Origin of the sequence: Streptomyces sp. NRRL F-5727, from assembly GCF_000719555.1 — a bacterium.
Lineage (GTDB): Bacteria > Actinomycetota > Actinomycetes > Streptomycetales > Streptomycetaceae > Streptomyces.
The window spans coordinates 26,407-40,608 of the sequence record NZ_JOGX01000058.1; the positions used below are offsets into that span (position 1 = coordinate 26,407).

General features: G+C 66.9%; 15 protein-coding genes and 2 pseudogenes. 8 read left to right on the forward strand and 9 right to left on the reverse strand.

The genetic code is table 11. From position 1 onward, the window contains the following. Positions 1-390 precede the first annotated feature (390 nt). Positions 391-909 (forward strand): transposase, encoded by a 519-nt coding sequence (locus tag IF73_RS39890; protein WP_234338377.1) that lies wholly within the window; start codon positions 391-393, stop codon positions 907-909. Here the strand turns inward: IF73_RS39890 and IF73_RS38115 are convergent. Beyond that, a complete protein-coding gene (locus tag IF73_RS38115; RefSeq protein WP_031013524.1) occupies positions 802-1,260 on the reverse strand; it encodes an FG-GAP repeat domain-containing protein in 459 nt (152 codons plus the stop codon). The genes IF73_RS39890 and IF73_RS38115 overlap by 108 nt on opposite strands. Positions 1,261-1,688: 428 nt before the next feature. Here IF73_RS38115 and IF73_RS39895 point away from each other — a divergent pair, with 428 nt between their 5' ends. From IF73_RS39895 to IF73_RS0129770, 3 genes are all read left to right on the forward strand, one after another. Then, on the forward strand, positions 1,689-2,333 hold the full coding sequence (locus IF73_RS39895; RefSeq protein WP_031013526.1) for an ISL3 family transposase: 645 nt from the start codon (positions 1,689-1,691) through the stop codon (positions 2,331-2,333). Between the two features lie 23 nt (positions 2,334-2,356). Beyond that, the gene (locus IF73_RS0129765) at positions 2,357-2,929 is read left to right on the forward strand and encodes a hypothetical protein (protein ID WP_234338378.1); all 573 of its coding nucleotides are present in this window, start codon (positions 2,357-2,359) and stop codon (positions 2,927-2,929) included. 182 nt (positions 2,930-3,111) lie between these two features. Beyond that, a complete protein-coding gene (locus IF73_RS0129770; RefSeq protein WP_051717429.1) occupies positions 3,112-3,432 on the forward strand; it encodes a barstar family protein in 321 nt (106 codons plus the stop codon). Between the two features lie 51 nt (positions 3,433-3,483). Here the strand turns inward: IF73_RS0129770 and IF73_RS0129775 are convergent, their stop codons facing one another. Then, positions 3,484-4,254 carry an IS5/IS1182 family transposase gene (locus IF73_RS0129775; RefSeq protein WP_031013531.1) on the reverse strand — a complete coding sequence of 257 codons (771 nt, stop codon included), beginning with the start codon at positions 4,252-4,254 and terminating at the stop codon, positions 3,484-3,486. A gap of 105 nt (positions 4,255-4,359) precedes the next feature. On the opposite strand from IF73_RS0129775, the gene IF73_RS0129780 reads away from it, so the two are divergent. Then, positions 4,360-5,013, forward strand: a complete 654-nt coding sequence (locus IF73_RS0129780) for a hypothetical protein (protein ID WP_234338379.1) — start codon at positions 4,360-4,362, stop codon at positions 5,011-5,013. A gap of 51 nt (positions 5,014-5,064) precedes the next feature. On the opposite strand, the pseudogene IF73_RS38120 reads toward IF73_RS0129780, so the two are convergent. From IF73_RS38120 to IF73_RS0129810, 6 genes and pseudogenes are all read right to left on the reverse strand, one after another. Further along, positions 5,065-6,521: pseudogene (locus tag IF73_RS38120) on the reverse strand (NF041680 family putative transposase). A 128-nt stretch (positions 6,522-6,649) separates the two neighbouring features. Next, positions 6,650-6,883 carry a hypothetical protein gene (locus IF73_RS0129790; RefSeq protein ID WP_031013534.1) on the reverse strand — a complete coding sequence of 78 codons (234 nt, stop codon included), beginning with the start codon at positions 6,881-6,883 and terminating at the stop codon, positions 6,650-6,652. 149 nt (positions 6,884-7,032) lie between these two features. Next, positions 7,033-7,803 carry an IS5/IS1182 family transposase gene (locus IF73_RS0129795; RefSeq protein WP_031013536.1) on the reverse strand — a complete coding sequence of 257 codons (771 nt, stop codon included), beginning with the start codon at positions 7,801-7,803 and terminating at the stop codon, positions 7,033-7,035. A 10-nt stretch (positions 7,804-7,813) separates the two neighbouring features. Then, the gene (locus IF73_RS0129800; protein WP_031013537.1) at positions 7,814-8,248 is read right to left on the reverse strand and encodes a hypothetical protein; all 435 of its coding nucleotides are present in this window, start codon (positions 8,246-8,248) and stop codon (positions 7,814-7,816) included. 56 nt (positions 8,249-8,304) lie between these two features. Further along, positions 8,305-9,027 carry a hypothetical protein gene (locus IF73_RS0129805; protein ID WP_031013538.1) on the reverse strand — a complete coding sequence of 241 codons (723 nt, stop codon included), beginning with the start codon at positions 9,025-9,027 and terminating at the stop codon, positions 8,305-8,307. 198 nt (positions 9,028-9,225) lie between these two features. Continuing rightward, positions 9,226-10,257, reverse strand: a complete 1,032-nt coding sequence (locus IF73_RS0129810; protein WP_031013540.1) for a GNAT family N-acetyltransferase — start codon at positions 10,255-10,257, stop codon at positions 9,226-9,228. Positions 10,258-10,988: 731 nt separating this feature from the next. On the opposite strand from IF73_RS0129810, the pseudogene IF73_RS42895 reads away from it, so the two are divergent. Both IF73_RS42895 and IF73_RS42295 read left to right on the forward strand, forming a co-directional pair. After that, a pseudogene (locus IF73_RS42895) lies at positions 10,989-11,720 on the forward strand (ISL3 family transposase); the annotation flags it as partial. A gap of 428 nt (positions 11,721-12,148) precedes the next feature. After that, the gene (locus IF73_RS42295) at positions 12,149-12,511 is read left to right on the forward strand and encodes a transposase (RefSeq protein WP_078868322.1); all 363 of its coding nucleotides are present in this window, start codon (positions 12,149-12,151) and stop codon (positions 12,509-12,511) included. A gap of 13 nt (positions 12,512-12,524) precedes the next feature. Here IF73_RS42295 and IF73_RS0129815 read toward each other — a convergent pair whose 3' ends face one another. Further along, positions 12,525-13,193 (reverse strand): DUF2716 domain-containing protein, encoded by a 669-nt coding sequence (locus IF73_RS0129815; RefSeq protein ID WP_234338380.1) that lies wholly within the window; start codon positions 13,191-13,193, stop codon positions 12,525-12,527. Between the two features lie 175 nt (positions 13,194-13,368). Between IF73_RS0129815 and IF73_RS38125 the strand changes: the two genes are divergently transcribed. Further along, positions 13,369-14,019 carry a peptidase inhibitor family I36 protein gene (locus tag IF73_RS38125; protein WP_234338381.1) on the forward strand — a complete coding sequence of 217 codons (651 nt, stop codon included), beginning with the start codon at positions 13,369-13,371 and terminating at the stop codon, positions 14,017-14,019. Positions 14,020-14,202 lie beyond the last annotated feature (183 nt).

The following is a 14,202-nucleotide window of genomic DNA, read 5'->3' on the forward strand; positions in this document are numbered from 1 at the left end:
AAGGGGGTTCAAGGAAAGGCTGCACGAGGAGAAATGCGCGCGATGCCCCCGCGCCCGCGGGGATGGCCCCCGCCGGACACGAACCGGCGCACAACGCCGCACCGACCCCTCCCCGTGCGCGCGGGGATGGTCCTTCCTTGTACCGGGGCATGGTGCCGCAGGGCGGTGCCGGCGGAGAGGCCGGAGGGTGCTGCGCTTCATGCCGTCGTCGTGAGTGCGGAGCATGCCTCTTCGGCGGGCGGGTTGCAGTCGGAAGGGCCACCGGGCTGGGCAGGCAGGAGTTCTCGGAAGTCGTGGTGAGTGGGGGTCGCTCTGGCGGGGCGGGCCGGCGCGAGGCTGGCGGCCCAGCTGAGATGCGGTGCGGGACGGATGACCTTGTTGCGCAGGGTCATGGCACTGTCCGATCCGTGGTTCGGCATTCCGCGGGTGCTGGGTGTGGACGACTTCGCGATCCGTCGCGGACAGACCTACTCCACCGTGCTGACCAGCGTTGAGGACCATCGCGTGGTCGATGTGCTCCCGACGCGTGAAGCCGGGCCGCTAGCCGCCTGGCTGTACCGCCACCCCGGGGTGGAGATCATCTGCCGGGACAGTGCCGGCGTCTACGCCGAGGGCACCCGGCGCGGTGCACCCGACGCTGTGCAGGTCGCCGACCGGTTCCATCTGTGGCAGGACCTCGGCCGGGCCGTGGAGACCTGCGTCGCCGGCCCCGCGACTGCCTGCGCGGACCCTCGCCCAGCGGCATGCCGCTGCAGGACACCCGACCTGCTCCCGGTCGGCCGCAGGACGAGTGTGTCCTGTTCAGAAGATCAGGTCGCAGGCCGGGAAGCCCCATCCAGCTCGGTCTGCATCCGAGGCCGGGTTGATGAACGGCTTGGTGGCATCGCCAGTTCCTGCGTAAAGGTATAGGTCACCGCTCGGCTTACGGGCCAACAAGTCGGGCCTGCCGTCACCATTGACGTCTCCGGGCGCGAGGACGGTGTTGTAGATGTTCCAGCCCCAGCCGATCTTGGCAGGCGCATTGAGCGTGCCGTCCGGCTTGCCGGTGTAGAGGAGCAGGTCACCGGCAAAGTTCCGGGCGAGGACGTCAGGGGTGCTGTCGCCGCCGACGTTGCCCGAGGCGAGGACCGTGTCGTAGATCTGCCACCCGTTCCCGATCTCGACCTTCGGCTCGTGGAAGCCGTCAGGCTTGGTGGGGACGCGGTAGAGCTTGCCGTCGGTGAACCGGGCGATCAGGTCGGGGTTGCCGCCACCGTCCATGTCGGGATTTGCGATGCGAAGGAGTGGGCCGACTGGTACGCCCGGCAGCGGGGTTCGGCCCGCTCGATCCGCCTGGCTCGCCGATCGGCGTCGAGGTCGTGTGCCGGCACCGGGCGCCATTCTTCGCCGAGGGCGTCGGCGCCGGTGCACCGCAGGTTGTCCAGGTCGCAGACCGATGGCATCTCTGGCACAACCTGGGCGAGGCCACCGAGCGGAGCGTCGCCCAGCACCGTCGCTGCCTCCGCGCTCTGGTCCCCACGGCCCCTGAACCCGGACCCGATCTCGGGGCCGTTCCGGCCGCGGACTCGTCCGGTTCTCCTTGGCCGCGCGGGCACCGATTCGCCGATCGGATCCGGGCCCGGCACGCTGCCGTCCACGCACTGCTGACGGCGGGGCACAGCCGACGGTCGGTGCAGTGGCAGCTCGGGATGACCTACCGCACCGTCAAGCAGCTCGCCGACGTTGCGGCGCCGGAAGAGCTGTTCACCGGTCAGTGGCAGAACCGGCCCTCCGTCCTCGACGACTACAAGCCCTACCTGGATGACCGCTGGAACGAGGGCCGAACCAACGTCTGGAAGTTGTGGGAGGAGATCGTGCCGCTCGGCTACAAGGGCAGCTACCAGCGCGTTCGTGCCTACCTGCACGGCAAACGCACCTCACCGCAACCGGTGAGCGCCCGGCCGCCCTCGCCCCGGACCGTCGCCGGATGGATCCTCCGCCGTCCGGAGTTCCTCACCGAGACCGAGCAACTCCAGCTCAAGGCCGTTCGGGCGCACTGCCCAGAACTCGATGCCCTCACCAGGCACGTCCGCTCCTTCGCGACCATGCTCACCGAGCGCCAGGGCGAGCGCCTGCCCGACTGGCTCGACGCCGTCCGGCAGGACGACCTGCCCAGCCTGCACACCCTCGCCGCAGGCATCGACCGCGACCTCGACGCCGTCATCGCCAGCCTGACTCTGCCCTGGAGCTCAGGCGTCGTGGAAGGGCACGTCAACCGGATCAAGATGCTCAAGCGCCAGATGTTCGGCCGCGCAGGCATCGCCCTCCTGAGGAAGCGCGTTCTCCTGTCCTGATCACCGAAGACAGGAGGAACTCCATGGCAGCCACGGCGGCGGATGTGCAAGCCTTTTCCTTCCAGATACTGACGGAGAAGACCTTGATGACCAGCGACGACGCCCTCGATCAGTTCAGACACATCGCGCGCGAGCGGGCATTTGGCAGGCATGTCGGGTCGGACAGGCTCATCCAGGCAGGTCTTGACGCACTGATAGCTGAGGTCGAAAGCCCGTCCCTGGCCATGCTGGCGGGACTCCTCCGGAGCGAAGAGCCTGAAGCGCCAGAGCTCTTCGACCAGGTACTGGACGAGCTGGGACTGCTCTTCCACGCGCCCGCGGACCCCCGGGCCGCAAAGTGGGCGATGGCCTACTGGATCGCCGGTCAGATCGCCGACGGCTCTCTGGATCCCGCCGCCGGCACGCACCTCATCTGGGCAGACATCGCCTATGACCTCGGCTACCCCGAAGAACTAGAACCCCTTGTGCACTGCGCGCACACCCTGGACGGCTGGGAGGAGAGCTGGGGAGTCTCTGTCGAGGAACTCAACGGAGAAGCGGTTGAGGCAGCGAAGCAGTTCCTGAGCAAGGGGTCGGGAGCCGAGGCGCGAGACTGATCAGCGGTTCGTTCTCGCCACCGGGATCGGTCACCCGCGAGCTGATCCGTCACTCAGCGTGGCCTCACCACAGAACCTGTGCCAGAACCCGATAAGGTTCTGGCACAGATCTTGGGAAGCCATCACGGAGTGTGACGAGACGCTGTGCCCTCCGGACGCCGGGACGGGTTAGGGTCGACAGCGTGGCTGCCTTCACCCCTGACGCCGGGCCAGACCTTGATTTGCGCCTCGTGCAGAACACTTTTGTCACGCTATTCTGGCGGCGGAGCCTGCTGGAGGAGAGCACAACGTGGCTGGACGAGCACGGCTACCAGATCACGAGTCTGGACGCGGCCGCCTGGTCGTCGGAGGGAGAGCTCCTCAGAGGGATCGGCGCCGCACTGGACTTCCCCGACTTCTACGGACGCAGCCTTGACGCGTTCAACGACTGCTTTGGCGATGTCGCCTGCTACGCCGCTTACGGGATCGCCCCGGAGGCCACTGGCCTAAGGGCTGTCCCGTAAATGATCTTCGGGTAATCTCGGGCATGGCTGATCACGGTGAAGCCCGTTGGCCTATCCGGCGAGAGCGAGGTTGTGCATCTGGGCGATGCCGAGCATCGCGTGATGGACACCGTCTCCCTTGAGGCGGCAGTCAGGGAGGATCTTCCACGTCTTCATGCGGGCGAAGACGTGCTCGACCCGGGCACGGACCTGCTTGTGGGACCGGTTGTGCTCTTCTTTCCAGTCCGGCAGTTCGGTCTGGCCACGCTCTCGGCGATGCGGGATGACGAGTCCGGTGCCCGGGTATCCGCCGTCGGCGATCACGAGGGTGTTGCCGACGGCAGCCTTTGCGCCGGACTCCTCCCACGCCCTGCAGTCGTTGCGGTTCCCGGCCAGCGGTCGACCGACCACGACGACGCGCCGGGTGTCGGCGTCGATGACGACCTGGTGGTTGGTGGAGTACCGGTAGTTCTTCGACCGCTCGGCGATGGTGTGGTCCCGGGTGGGAACCAAGGTCCCATCCACCATGAGCACGGCGTCCTTGGCGAACCGCTTGCGGGGCTGGAGCGCGAACATCGGCCCGAGATGGTCGATGATCCGGTCCGCCGCCGACTTCGACACCCCGAAAAGCGGAGCGAGCTGCCGCATGGTCAGGTTCGTGCGCCAGTACGCGGCCACCAGCAGAGCCCGGTCCTCCAGCGGAAGACTCCACGGCCGGCCCTTGCGGACCACATCCGCCCCCTCACGTCGCAGCACGGTCACCAGCTTCCCGAAGGCGCGAGGTCTCAGCCCTGAGAGCGGGGCTATCCAGGACGGCTCCGACGCCGTGATCACACCAGTCACACCGTGATCGTTCCACCCAAGGGAGGCTGCGCGAGTCCTCTTCCGCCCCAGCGCCGGCGGCCATCGGGCCTGTGCCTGCCGAGGTGGCCGGTCCAGAATGCTGCCGTGGCTGAAGACGAGCAGAGCGGCATAGAACCGCGTTCATTCCTGACATGCGTGACAGAGCTGGCCCAGCTGCTGGGCGTCGGAGACGTCGGTATGGAGCCGGAGGACCGGCATGCCCGCCACCTTGCCCATGCGGTGCGTAAGCCCTTGCTCGGACGTGCGAGTCTGCCCGACGAGTGGTTCGTCCCGCTGATGGCGGCAGCCGTATACGACCCGGATCCCAGCTTCTGCCGCTGGTTCGTCGAGCCGGCGGTCTACGCATTCGGACGCCGCCGTGTGATGGCGGCATTGGTCGACTATCTGCGGACCGGCACGGATGCCGAGCGGGCTGGTGCCGTGCGGGCCTGGTACAGCGCCCATGTGCCGTTGCGTGCAGATCGGTCTCCGGCGTACGGACCCGGCGGGGTACGTGATCCGGCGCTGGACGAGTCACAGGACGTCAAGGCCGCCTGGCTGGAGGCATCCCTGCGGGTGTTCGCCGAAGCCACCGACCTGCGGATGCGCCACCGTGTCCTGTTGGGCCTGCCTACCTCCCGCGCGGCATACCCGCCACACCTGTACGAACTACTTGAAAGCACACTCACATCCGCCGGGGTTCATCCCGACCCACACATCCGTCGCTGGGCCGCAGCAGCAGACCACGAGGAAGTCTGAGCCCGACTCTCACCCCTCCTGACAGTTACGGGACAGCCCTTAGCTTGATCTTTAACCTGTGCGGCGGGGTCGTGGGGTGGCCGACTTCGCCTTCCTGGACGCTGTGGTGCCCGTTCTGCTCGGCGTGTGGACGTCGTGGCGTGGGGTGGGACGGGTGTTCTTCCGTCCGGGCGGTCGTCCCGGTCCGGGGCGGGTGGGTTTCGGTGCTCGGGCCGGGCAGACGAGCTTGGGGCGGATGTGCCGGAAGTCGCGGCGGACACGTGCCGGGGTCAGCCTGTCCGAGGAGACGGGCCTCTCCCATGGGCGGCGCCGGTCTGCTGCCACTGATCGGGCCAGTCGCAGTTGGGTGTAGGCCGCGAGTATCAGCCAGGTCCATCGGTCCGCGGCTTCGGGGGTGCGGATCTTCGGGCAGGTCCAGCCGAGAGTCTGCTTGAACAATCGGAAGGTGTGCTCGATGTCGAAGCGACGCAGGTATGCCTGCCAGAGCCGGTCGGCGTCGGCCGTGGTGGCGGCGACGCCGGACCACCACAGCCAGACGGGCTTCGGGGTGGCTCCGCTGGGCAGGTGATCGATGTCGAGGCGGATCACGGTCCCCTCGACGACCGGGAGGGTGCCGTCGGCCGCGGCCCAGGACGAGCGGTGGGTGAGCTTGGGGTGGAGCCGGTCCCACGAGCGTGCTCGGGCGGTTCCGTAGAGGCGGGTGGGGGTGACGGTTTCGGTGTCCGGGGTGCCCCAGGTGTCGGGCTGCCCGAAGACGAACTCGCCGCCGTGCCGGGGCGGACGGCCCATGGTGTGGGGCTGCCGCGGCGGGACGGCCCGACGTAGTACTCGGTCCGACCGCATCCGGGCCAGGACCTGGACTGGGAGGTCTCGCAGGAGGTGGGCCAGGCGTGGTGCGTCGTATCCGGCGTCCGCGATGATCAGGACGTCCGGGTCGCCGGCCTGCCACTGGCCTGCGGTGATCAGCCGCTCGACCAGTTCGCGCAGTTGTCGGGCGGTGACGGTGGCGGTGTCGTCCCCGGGTGCCAGGCGCAGAGCGTCCAGCGGGGCGGTCCATGAGCTGCGGCCCGGCTCCAGCGCGCAGACGATCGAGTACGGCCATCCGGGAACGGGAATGTGCTGGTCCTTGCCCCGGCCGTAGGTGTGACACAGGACCCGCTGCGGTGAGTGTGGGCGTTGGGCCGCAGCCAGCAGGTGACATCGACGGCCAGCACCAGCCGGCCATCAGCGGCCCGCGGCAGCGGCACCGAGGCCAGCGCCCGCCGCATCCGGTCCGCGTCGATGCGGCCCTTGGAGACGGCGGCGTAGAGCCCTCCGTGTCCACGGCGGTATTCACCCACCAGCGACAGCTCGGGCAGCGACCTCACCGGCCCGTCACCGCACAAAACCGCGTCGGCCAGCTCGAACAGAGCATCCGAACGGGCGGTGAGACAGGAGTAGAACTCGCCCCGGAAGCGTGACAGTTCCGCCAGCGGCTCTCGCCGGGCATCGTGATGCTGCAGACTCATCCTCACGGCCTTCGCGCTGGACGTGTGTGTTCCTTGGTCGGAGCACATGTTCAGACGAAGGCCGCTTCCGTGCACGGCGGATACCGAACCGAGTGATCAAGTGCGACGCGCTGTTCGAGGAGCGGCTTCTACCGGCGCTGCAGGGACCCGGGTCCGCAACGAGTGGACCAGTCGCCGGCCAGTGACAGCCGCGCTCCTCCGGCCCGCACGACGACAAGCCTGTCGTCGTCGAAAGCGATTCGATCACCGGCAGCCAGGAAGAGCGGGCTCGCCAGCTCGAAGGCATACCCGTCGTCGGTTTCGAGGTCCTTGACCAGTACCAACCGCGAGGCCGGCGTGGCTCCGTCAGCTACCAGGCGCATGCCGAGATGGTCCCACGGAGTCGGCGGTCACCTCGGCCCTATTCAGCGGCTGACCAACGGCCCAGACGTTAAAGATCAAGCTAAGGGCTGTCCCGTAAATGATCTTCTGCCCGTCTCAAGCGTGGTGGGCCGCCGTGCGGCCCGCTTGCCTATCCGGCGAGGGCGAGGTTGTGCATCCGTGCGATGCCGAGCATGGCGTGGTGGACGCCGTCGCCCTTGAGGCGGCAGTCGCGGAGGATCTTCCAGGTCTTCATGCGGGCGAAGACGTGCTCGACGCGGGCCCGGACCTGCTTGTGGGGCTTGTTGTGGTCCTCTTTCCAGGCCGGTAGTTCGGTCTGGCCGCGCTGCCGGCGGTGCGGGATGACCAGTCCAGTGCCCGGATAGCCGCCGTCGGCGATCGTGAGTGTCCTGCCGACGGCAGCCTTGGCGCCGGACTCGTCCCATGCCTTGCAGTCGTTGCGGTTCCCGGCGAGCGGCTGGCCGACCACGACGATCAGGCGGGTGTCGGCGTCGATGACGACCTGGTGGTTGGTGGAGTACCGGTAGTTCTTCGACCGCTCGGCGATGGTGTGGTCGCGGGTGGGGACCAGGGTGCCGTCCACGATGAGCACGGCATCCCTTGCGAACCGCTTGCGGGGCTGGAGCGCGAGCATCGGCCCGAGATGGTCGATGATGCGGTCCGCCGCCGACTTCGACACCCCGAACAGCGGAGCGAGCTGCCGCATGGTCAGGTTCGTGCGCCAATAGGTCGCAACCAGCAAGGCCCGGTCCTCCAGCGGAAGACTCCACGGCCGGCCCGTGCGGACCGCGTCCGCCCCCTCGCGCCGCAGAACCGTCACCAGCTTCCCGAACTGCCTCGGGCTCAGCCCGGTGAACGGGGCTATCCAGGACGGCTCCGATGCCGTGATCACACCAGCCACAGCAAGATCATCACATCAGGGTAAGACGGAGGTCCCCCGCCCAGCTCTCGCAGCGGACGCGCCCTCTGGGGAATGAGAGCTCCAGAGCAACGCGTCCAGTGTTCGGTTCGTGCTCTTCCCGCACCGCCAGAATGCTTTCCCCGATGTGATCTCCGAACGGTGTCTCGTTGCCGATCGCTCCCACAGTGACGCGTCCCGAGTCGCCCATGTCGTAGCCCGTGTGGGGCTCCGACTCCTCGACGATCAGGCACCCGTCCGATCCAGTCGTGACGTGAACGGTTGCACCCCGGTCATCGATCAGCCACACGTCCAGCGGCCCCGCGAGATCACCGCCGCCATACACGTGCCGCGAAGCGAGGACCTCCGCGAGCAGGCGCCCCGCGAGACTCTGGGCAGCCGCCCCGTCGCCGTGAAGCGGGCACCCGTTCGGCTTCTCAGACTCCATCGGCCGACAGTAGCGCCAGCCGACCTCCCAGCTCACAGCCTTATACGGGACAGTCCTTAGGCTGTCGTGACCGGCTTGCTCAGGATGGGGTTCCAGGCGAACCAGCCCAGGACCTCGGAACCGAGCTCCCAAGGGGACTCCAGCAGGAGCTTGCCCGCTGTATCGAGGTCTGCGGTGATGGTGTCCGGGGCCGGACCGACACGTTCCATCAGCTCACCCCACTTACGCCAGAACTCCTCGTCCCCGCCTCGCAGCCGGAGCAGGGCCGCTTCCACGCATGCCGGCCACAGCGGCATCCCGTAGTGATCGGTATGCGTGCCGATCTGGGGAGCGCCGGCGAAGACCAGGAAGTCTTCCGGCCCTACTTCATCCTCGACGTAGGCGAGTTGGTCGATTCGTTTTCTCACTTGCTTCCGGATCTCTCCGAGGAACCCCCACCCGAAGTCCGTGAGCGTTCCGCCGCACCCCGGCCAGACAGTGTCACGGTCCAGGATCACATCCTCCAGCTTGTACAGGCGGTACCGGTCGTCCGATCCCAGGACGTCGTACGCCTGCCGCGTGAGCCAGGTGTTCCGGGCGAACATTTTTCCGTCGGAGAGGTTTTTGCGGCGGCTGGTGGGCCGTGAGGCGTGTGCGTCCTCGATTGGCCCGTTCCTCCACACCGACAGAACCAGCCCATGAGCAGCAGCCCAGCGCAGTCCGTCCTCGGCCGCGAAGACCCCCATCTCCTCCAGCCTCTGCCGACCCCAGGCCACCGTCTCCCGCAGCCTCTCGTCCATTGACTGCGCCTCCCTGTGTTCCCCGGACACCCGCCCCACCCCTTTGTCTGTCATGCACCAGCCCCGTGGAGCCCCACGAGAATCAGCAGAGCCTACGTTCCCCCACTGACACCACGACCAACAGCAGAACCAACAAGCCATCTGATCCGCCGGGCAGGCGCCTCCTGCGTTCCGCCGTTACGCTCCTGTCGGCGAGGTTCAGCTGACCCAGATGCCGTCGGGTGAGAGGCGGCGCGCGAGTTGCAGCCCTGGCCGGCTGATCGGCGTGGACCAGGACACCTCGGTGACGGGGGAGCCGAAGTCGTCGGCGAGCGCCTGGACGAGCATGGCGCCCACTCCTTGGCGCCGGTAGTTGTCCGCCACCCAGATCAGGTCGACCCGAGGCCGCAGGGTGTCATCTGCGTCGCCGAGCGGCGATTCGTCGACGAGGTCCCAGGGCCGGTGGTGATCGGTGTCATGGGCCGCGAGGTAGCCGACGATATGCCCGTTCGACTGCAGCAGGTACGCCCGGACGTTGTCTTCTGTCTCCTCAGGCTTGCCGAGGTGGGACCAGGAGCGGAAATCGTAGTGATTCTCCCTCTGCGGCAATCCCGCAACCTTGTAGACGAGCCTGCGCCACGCGATGGGGGACTGGGTTGTCACCACAGCCAGGTCACCCGGCCAGAAGAGGTTCTTCGGCACCCGCACACCGAGCGCCCACGTCGCGTGGTGGCCGGCGTGCGCGCGGCCGTCATCGCCGCTCTGCCCTCGGAACCCGCACCGGCACTCATGATCGAGTGAAAGCTGCGGCACACGAAACTGCACCGGGGCGGCATGCTGACTGAGATCCTGGTCGCGGCCTCCCACCCACGGCCGGTAAAGCGTCTCGCCGGAGTCGGCATGACCGCTCCACCGGTCCACCCAACCCGGATACTGCTCAGGGAACATCTCCCGCAGCTGCTTCTCGGCTGCCGGCAGCGTGGGACGCACCCACACACTCCCAGCCGTAGCCCGGCCGTTGAGACGCAGCCCGCTGCTCCTGGCCTTGCCCCGCAGGAACCGCAGGAACACGGCAGGCGTGGAGTGGAAGTCCACTCCACGCAGCAACTCCCGCTCGCCCGGAGCCAGCCAGTCCTCCACAGGCAGTGTCAGTCGGCCGGCCAGTGCCGCAAGCCCGCTGTAGTCGTGATCGAGCTCTGCTTCACGCAGCGCTTCGACCGCAGCCTCAACCTCCGTGTACGGAACGGGCAATGTGACCCAGCGACTCCCGTTGCTCCAGGTAAAGCTACCCGGATAGCCGTCGTACCAAAGCCGGTCGACGGCTGCGCCTTGAACCTTCTCGACAGCATCGGTGTACGCAACGGGTAATCAGCGGTGTCACCTCGTGAGGACACGGAGTCGACGTGCCCATCGCGATCGAGCTCGACCCGGGCGTACCAGCGATACGCCCGGATACGAATCTTCCGGCAGCGCCAGTCACGCGGATCGGCATCGAGGTGGATGGTCCGCTCGCTCATCAGCTGCTCCTTGTCCTGCTGTCTCCATGCCCCTCCGCAGTATCACCGTGGTGCACAGGCTGCGAGACAGAATGACGCGAGAGTGTCCGGCTTGCTCAGGGTCGGGTTCCAGGCGAACCAGTCCAGGACCTCGGCACCCAGCTCCCAGGAAGACTCCAGGAGAAGCCTGCCTGCCTGCCTGCCGTATCGAGATTTGCGGTGACGCTACCAGAGGTCGGCCCGCCACGTTCCCTCGGCTCATCCCACTTACGTCAGAACTCCTCGTCCCCACCACGCGAGGGAGCAGGGCCACTCCCACGCAGACCGGGCTGATGACGCTCTTTGAAATCGGTTCTGTCCGCGCTTCCGTGAACGGGGTTCGACTGCTTTGGATGGCGGATCGTTCCTCCAGGGCAGCTCTTGGTGGTGGGGGCTACTGAGCGATCGATCGAAGAGCTGCTGTACCCAGGCATCGACGGCGTTGCAGTGGAAGGCTTCACGGCCGACGACTGCCTTGTCGTAGTTCGAGCGTTCAGTCGGACACTTCTCCGCTCATGCTCCGCCTGCGGCGTTCCGTCGAAGCGCGTCCACAGCCGGTACGAGCGGAGGATTTCTGATCGCCCTGTTGCCGGCCGGTCGACGGTCATTCTGCTGACAGTTCGCCGGTTCTTCTGTGACAACACCGGATGCATGCGGCGTACGTTCGTGGAGCAGATCGCCGGGATCAGTGAGCGATACCGCCAGGCCAGCACGGGGTTGCGGCAGCTGTTGCATGCCATCGCGACCGAGCTCGGAGGGCGCCCCGGGTCCAGGTTGTGCCGGAAGATGGGTGTGCCAGCGGGGAGAATGCGGCTGCTGCAACTTCTTCATGCTCCACCCGTTGCACAACGGGCACCGCGCATCCTGGGCGTGGACGAGTTCGCCTTCAGGCGGGGACGCACTTACGGCACGATCCTCGTCGACGTGGAAAAGCGTTGTACCGTCGATGTTCTTCCCGATCGCACCTCTGAAACGCTCGCGTCCTGGCTCGTCGCCCATCCTGGAGTGGAGATCGTCTGCCGGGACAGAGCCAGTGCTTACACGCGAGCGATCAAGGAAGCGGCGCCGCACGCAGTGGAGGTTGCGGACCGCTGGCACCTGCTGCGGAATCTGTCACAAGCGGTCGAGAAGACCTGCCAGCAGCACCGATCCTGCCTGCGGAAATACGCCGAGCAGGCGCCTTCCCCGATACCTCGCATGCCCCTGCTGGAGGCGCTGCCTTCCACTTTGATCGTGCAGCGCGTTCAGCAGCGACACGAACTCATCAACCGCATGCTCGACAACGGCAACCCGCTGAGCGAGGTGGCTCGCAGGGTCGGCCTGGACCGGAAGACCGTCCGGCGCTATCGCGATACCGAGCTCGACGTTCTGATTGCGTCTGCCCGGGACCGGCGAAATGTTCCCCTGGATCGTTACAAGCCTTTCCTCCAGGCTCAGTTCGCATCTGGGGTGACCAGTGCGAAGGAGCTGTACGACCAGATTTGTGCGCGCGGGGGTTCCAGGGAGGGTACTCAACCCTGTCTCGCTACGTTCTGTCTCTCCGTAACGGAGTGGCTGTCGCGGCGCCAGCCCAGATTCCCAGTCCTCGCTCGATCACGGCCTGGATCATGCGCCCCAGAAAGAGTCTGTCAACCAGCGAGGTCGCTCGTCTTGACGAGGTTCGGATCGCATGTCCCGACATCACCGAAGCCTGCAATCTTGCGCGTGCCTTCACCGATCTGGTGCGGCACCGCCGCGGGGCGATGCTCGGGCTTTGGATCCGAGAGGCCGAGCAATCCACGATCGGTCCCCTCCGATCGTTTGGCAGCTTCCTTCGGCAGGACTTCGACGCGGTGACGGCCGGCCTGACCCTGCCCTACAGCTCAGGGGTCGTCGAAGGTCACGTCTGCCGTGTGAAACTGCTGAAGAGGAGCATGTATGGACGCGCAACATTCGCTCTGCTGCGGGCACGCATTCTCGCGAGACACTGAGCCCGGTCCAGGCTCAGGCCGGGCCTACCGCCTTGCCTGACCTGCGGATCGGCGGGCCAAGAACCTTGTCGACCTCCGTGGCCGCGACGTCGAGAAGTTCCTCACCGAACAGGCAGAGAGACTCTTCCCAGGGGTGTCCGAAACTGCCTATGCGGAAGTCCTCTGTAAGGAAGATGTAGTAGTCCCCGTCGGGATACGGGCTCAACGGCCAGGCCGGTTGACCAGGACCGCCCACCTCTTGCGGCGCGAAGCGGTACGACGGATGCTGCCAGTCGAGGGCGAACAGAGTGCCGGACGGGCCCACGCAGGAGGACAGTCCCTGCTCGACGACGGCGACCAGGCGGTCCAGACGCTCGTAGTCAGGTTCGTCGGGAAGCGTCGCCAGACTCCATGTGACTGACGCACCAGGCTCTTTGATGGCCAGCCACTTGGACGGACTCATGCTCGGCTGGAAGCTGAACTTCTCGTAGAAGCGGTCCCAGACTCGGCGGTCCTCAGCGTCTGACAGCTCCATCACAGGTTCGTCCATCACCCGTCGATCGTACCGACCGGCCAGCAGAGAGGGCGCTGGGAGATCGTTCACGAAAGTGCGGACAGAACCGTTTTCAAGGAGCGCCATCACGGTCACCTGGGCCTGCCCCCCCCGCGCCTTCGACGCTTCTCCGGCCTCGAGAAGTGACATATTCACTCTTCCCGGAATGCCCTCTCAACGCATGCATCCGGCGGGAACTTCCAGAAGTGAACGGGAGGGAAAGGGAACGGGGACACCCCGTGCGCAGGGCTGTTCCCGGACAGGTTACGGTCCCCTCGCGGCGCGGCGGGTAAGGCCCGTGCGCGCCGCCACAGGGAGGGAATGCATGCGTAGATCACTGCTCCGACGCCTGGGCTCAGTGGCCCTGGGGCTGGGGCTCACCTCGCTCGCTCTGTTCAACGCGGGAGCCGCACCCGCGCACGCCGACGTAGGCGACTGTCCGTCGGGCTACTTCTGCGCCTGGCAGACCGGCGACAGCTCGGGCTCGATGCTCAAGTTCAACACGGAGCGGCCCACGCTGGGGACCTGGGCCGGCAAGCTCCGCCTGGTCATGAACCGCACGTCGAAGCTGGCCTGTCTCTACGAGAAGCCGGACTACGACGTCTCGGCGAGCTACACCTATGTGGAGAGCGGCACTCTGCTCAATCTCAGCGAAGGCCGCAGCATCCAGTCGGTGAGGTTCGTGGCTTCGCTTCAGGACTGCGAGCCGCCTCCGCCGCCGCCGCCCTTTCCCCACTGGACCACGGAGATCTCGCCCCGGCTGTCCGGCTTCGGCGACATGAACGCCGACCGCAAGGCGGACGTCCTGGTCCGTGATTCCGCCGGACGCCTCTGGTTCCTGCCGGGCGACCAGACCGGCCGCATCATCGGCACAGGAGGCTGGAACGCCTTCAACGCCCTGGTCCGGCACGGTGACTTCAGCGGTGACGGCCGGGAGGACGTCCTCGCCCGCGAAGCCGCCACGGGCAAGCTGTAGCTCTACCCCGGCAGCGGCACCGGTGGCCTCGGGGCCCGGAAGCTGATCGGCAGCGGCGGCTGGAATGGCATGAACGCCCTGGTAGGCGTCGGAGACATGAACAGCGACGGGCGTCCCGACCTCTACGCCCGCGAAGCCGCGACCGGCAAGCTCTGACTCTACCCGGGCAGGACCGGCTCTCTC

What these genes read in the sequence shown, in the direction of transcription:
- IF73_RS39890 (WP_234338377.1), top strand. Translation starts at nt 391, where the DNA reads ATGGCACTGTCCGATCCGTGGTTCGGCATTCCGCGGGTGCTGGGTGTG.
- IF73_RS38115 (WP_031013524.1), bottom strand. Translation starts at nt 1,260, where the DNA reads ATGGACGGTGGCGGCAACCCCGACCTGATCGCCCGGTTCACCGACGGC.
- IF73_RS39895 (WP_031013526.1), top strand. Translation starts at nt 1,689, where the DNA reads ATGACCTACCGCACCGTCAAGCAGCTCGCCGACGTTGCGGCGCCGGAA.
- IF73_RS0129765 (WP_234338378.1), top strand. Translation starts at nt 2,357, where the DNA reads ATGGCAGCCACGGCGGCGGATGTGCAAGCCTTTTCCTTCCAGATACTG.
- IF73_RS0129790 (WP_031013534.1), bottom strand. Translation starts at nt 6,883, where the DNA reads ATGCGCCTGGTAGCTGACGGAGCCACGCCGGCCTCGCGGTTGGTACTG.
- IF73_RS0129800 (WP_031013537.1), bottom strand. Translation starts at nt 8,248, where the DNA reads ATGGAGTCTGAGAAGCCGAACGGGTGCCCGCTTCACGGCGACGGGGCG.
- IF73_RS0129805 (WP_031013538.1), bottom strand. Translation starts at nt 9,027, where the DNA reads ATGGACGAGAGGCTGCGGGAGACGGTGGCCTGGGGTCGGCAGAGGCTG.
- IF73_RS42295 (WP_078868322.1), top strand. Translation starts at nt 12,149, where the DNA reads ATGCGCCCCAGAAAGAGTCTGTCAACCAGCGAGGTCGCTCGTCTTGAC.
- IF73_RS0129815 (WP_234338380.1), bottom strand. Translation starts at nt 13,193, where the DNA reads ATGTCACTTCTCGAGGCCGGAGAAGCGTCGAAGGCGCGGGGGGGGCAG.
- IF73_RS38125 (WP_234338381.1), top strand. Translation starts at nt 13,369, where the DNA reads ATGCGTAGATCACTGCTCCGACGCCTGGGCTCAGTGGCCCTGGGGCTG.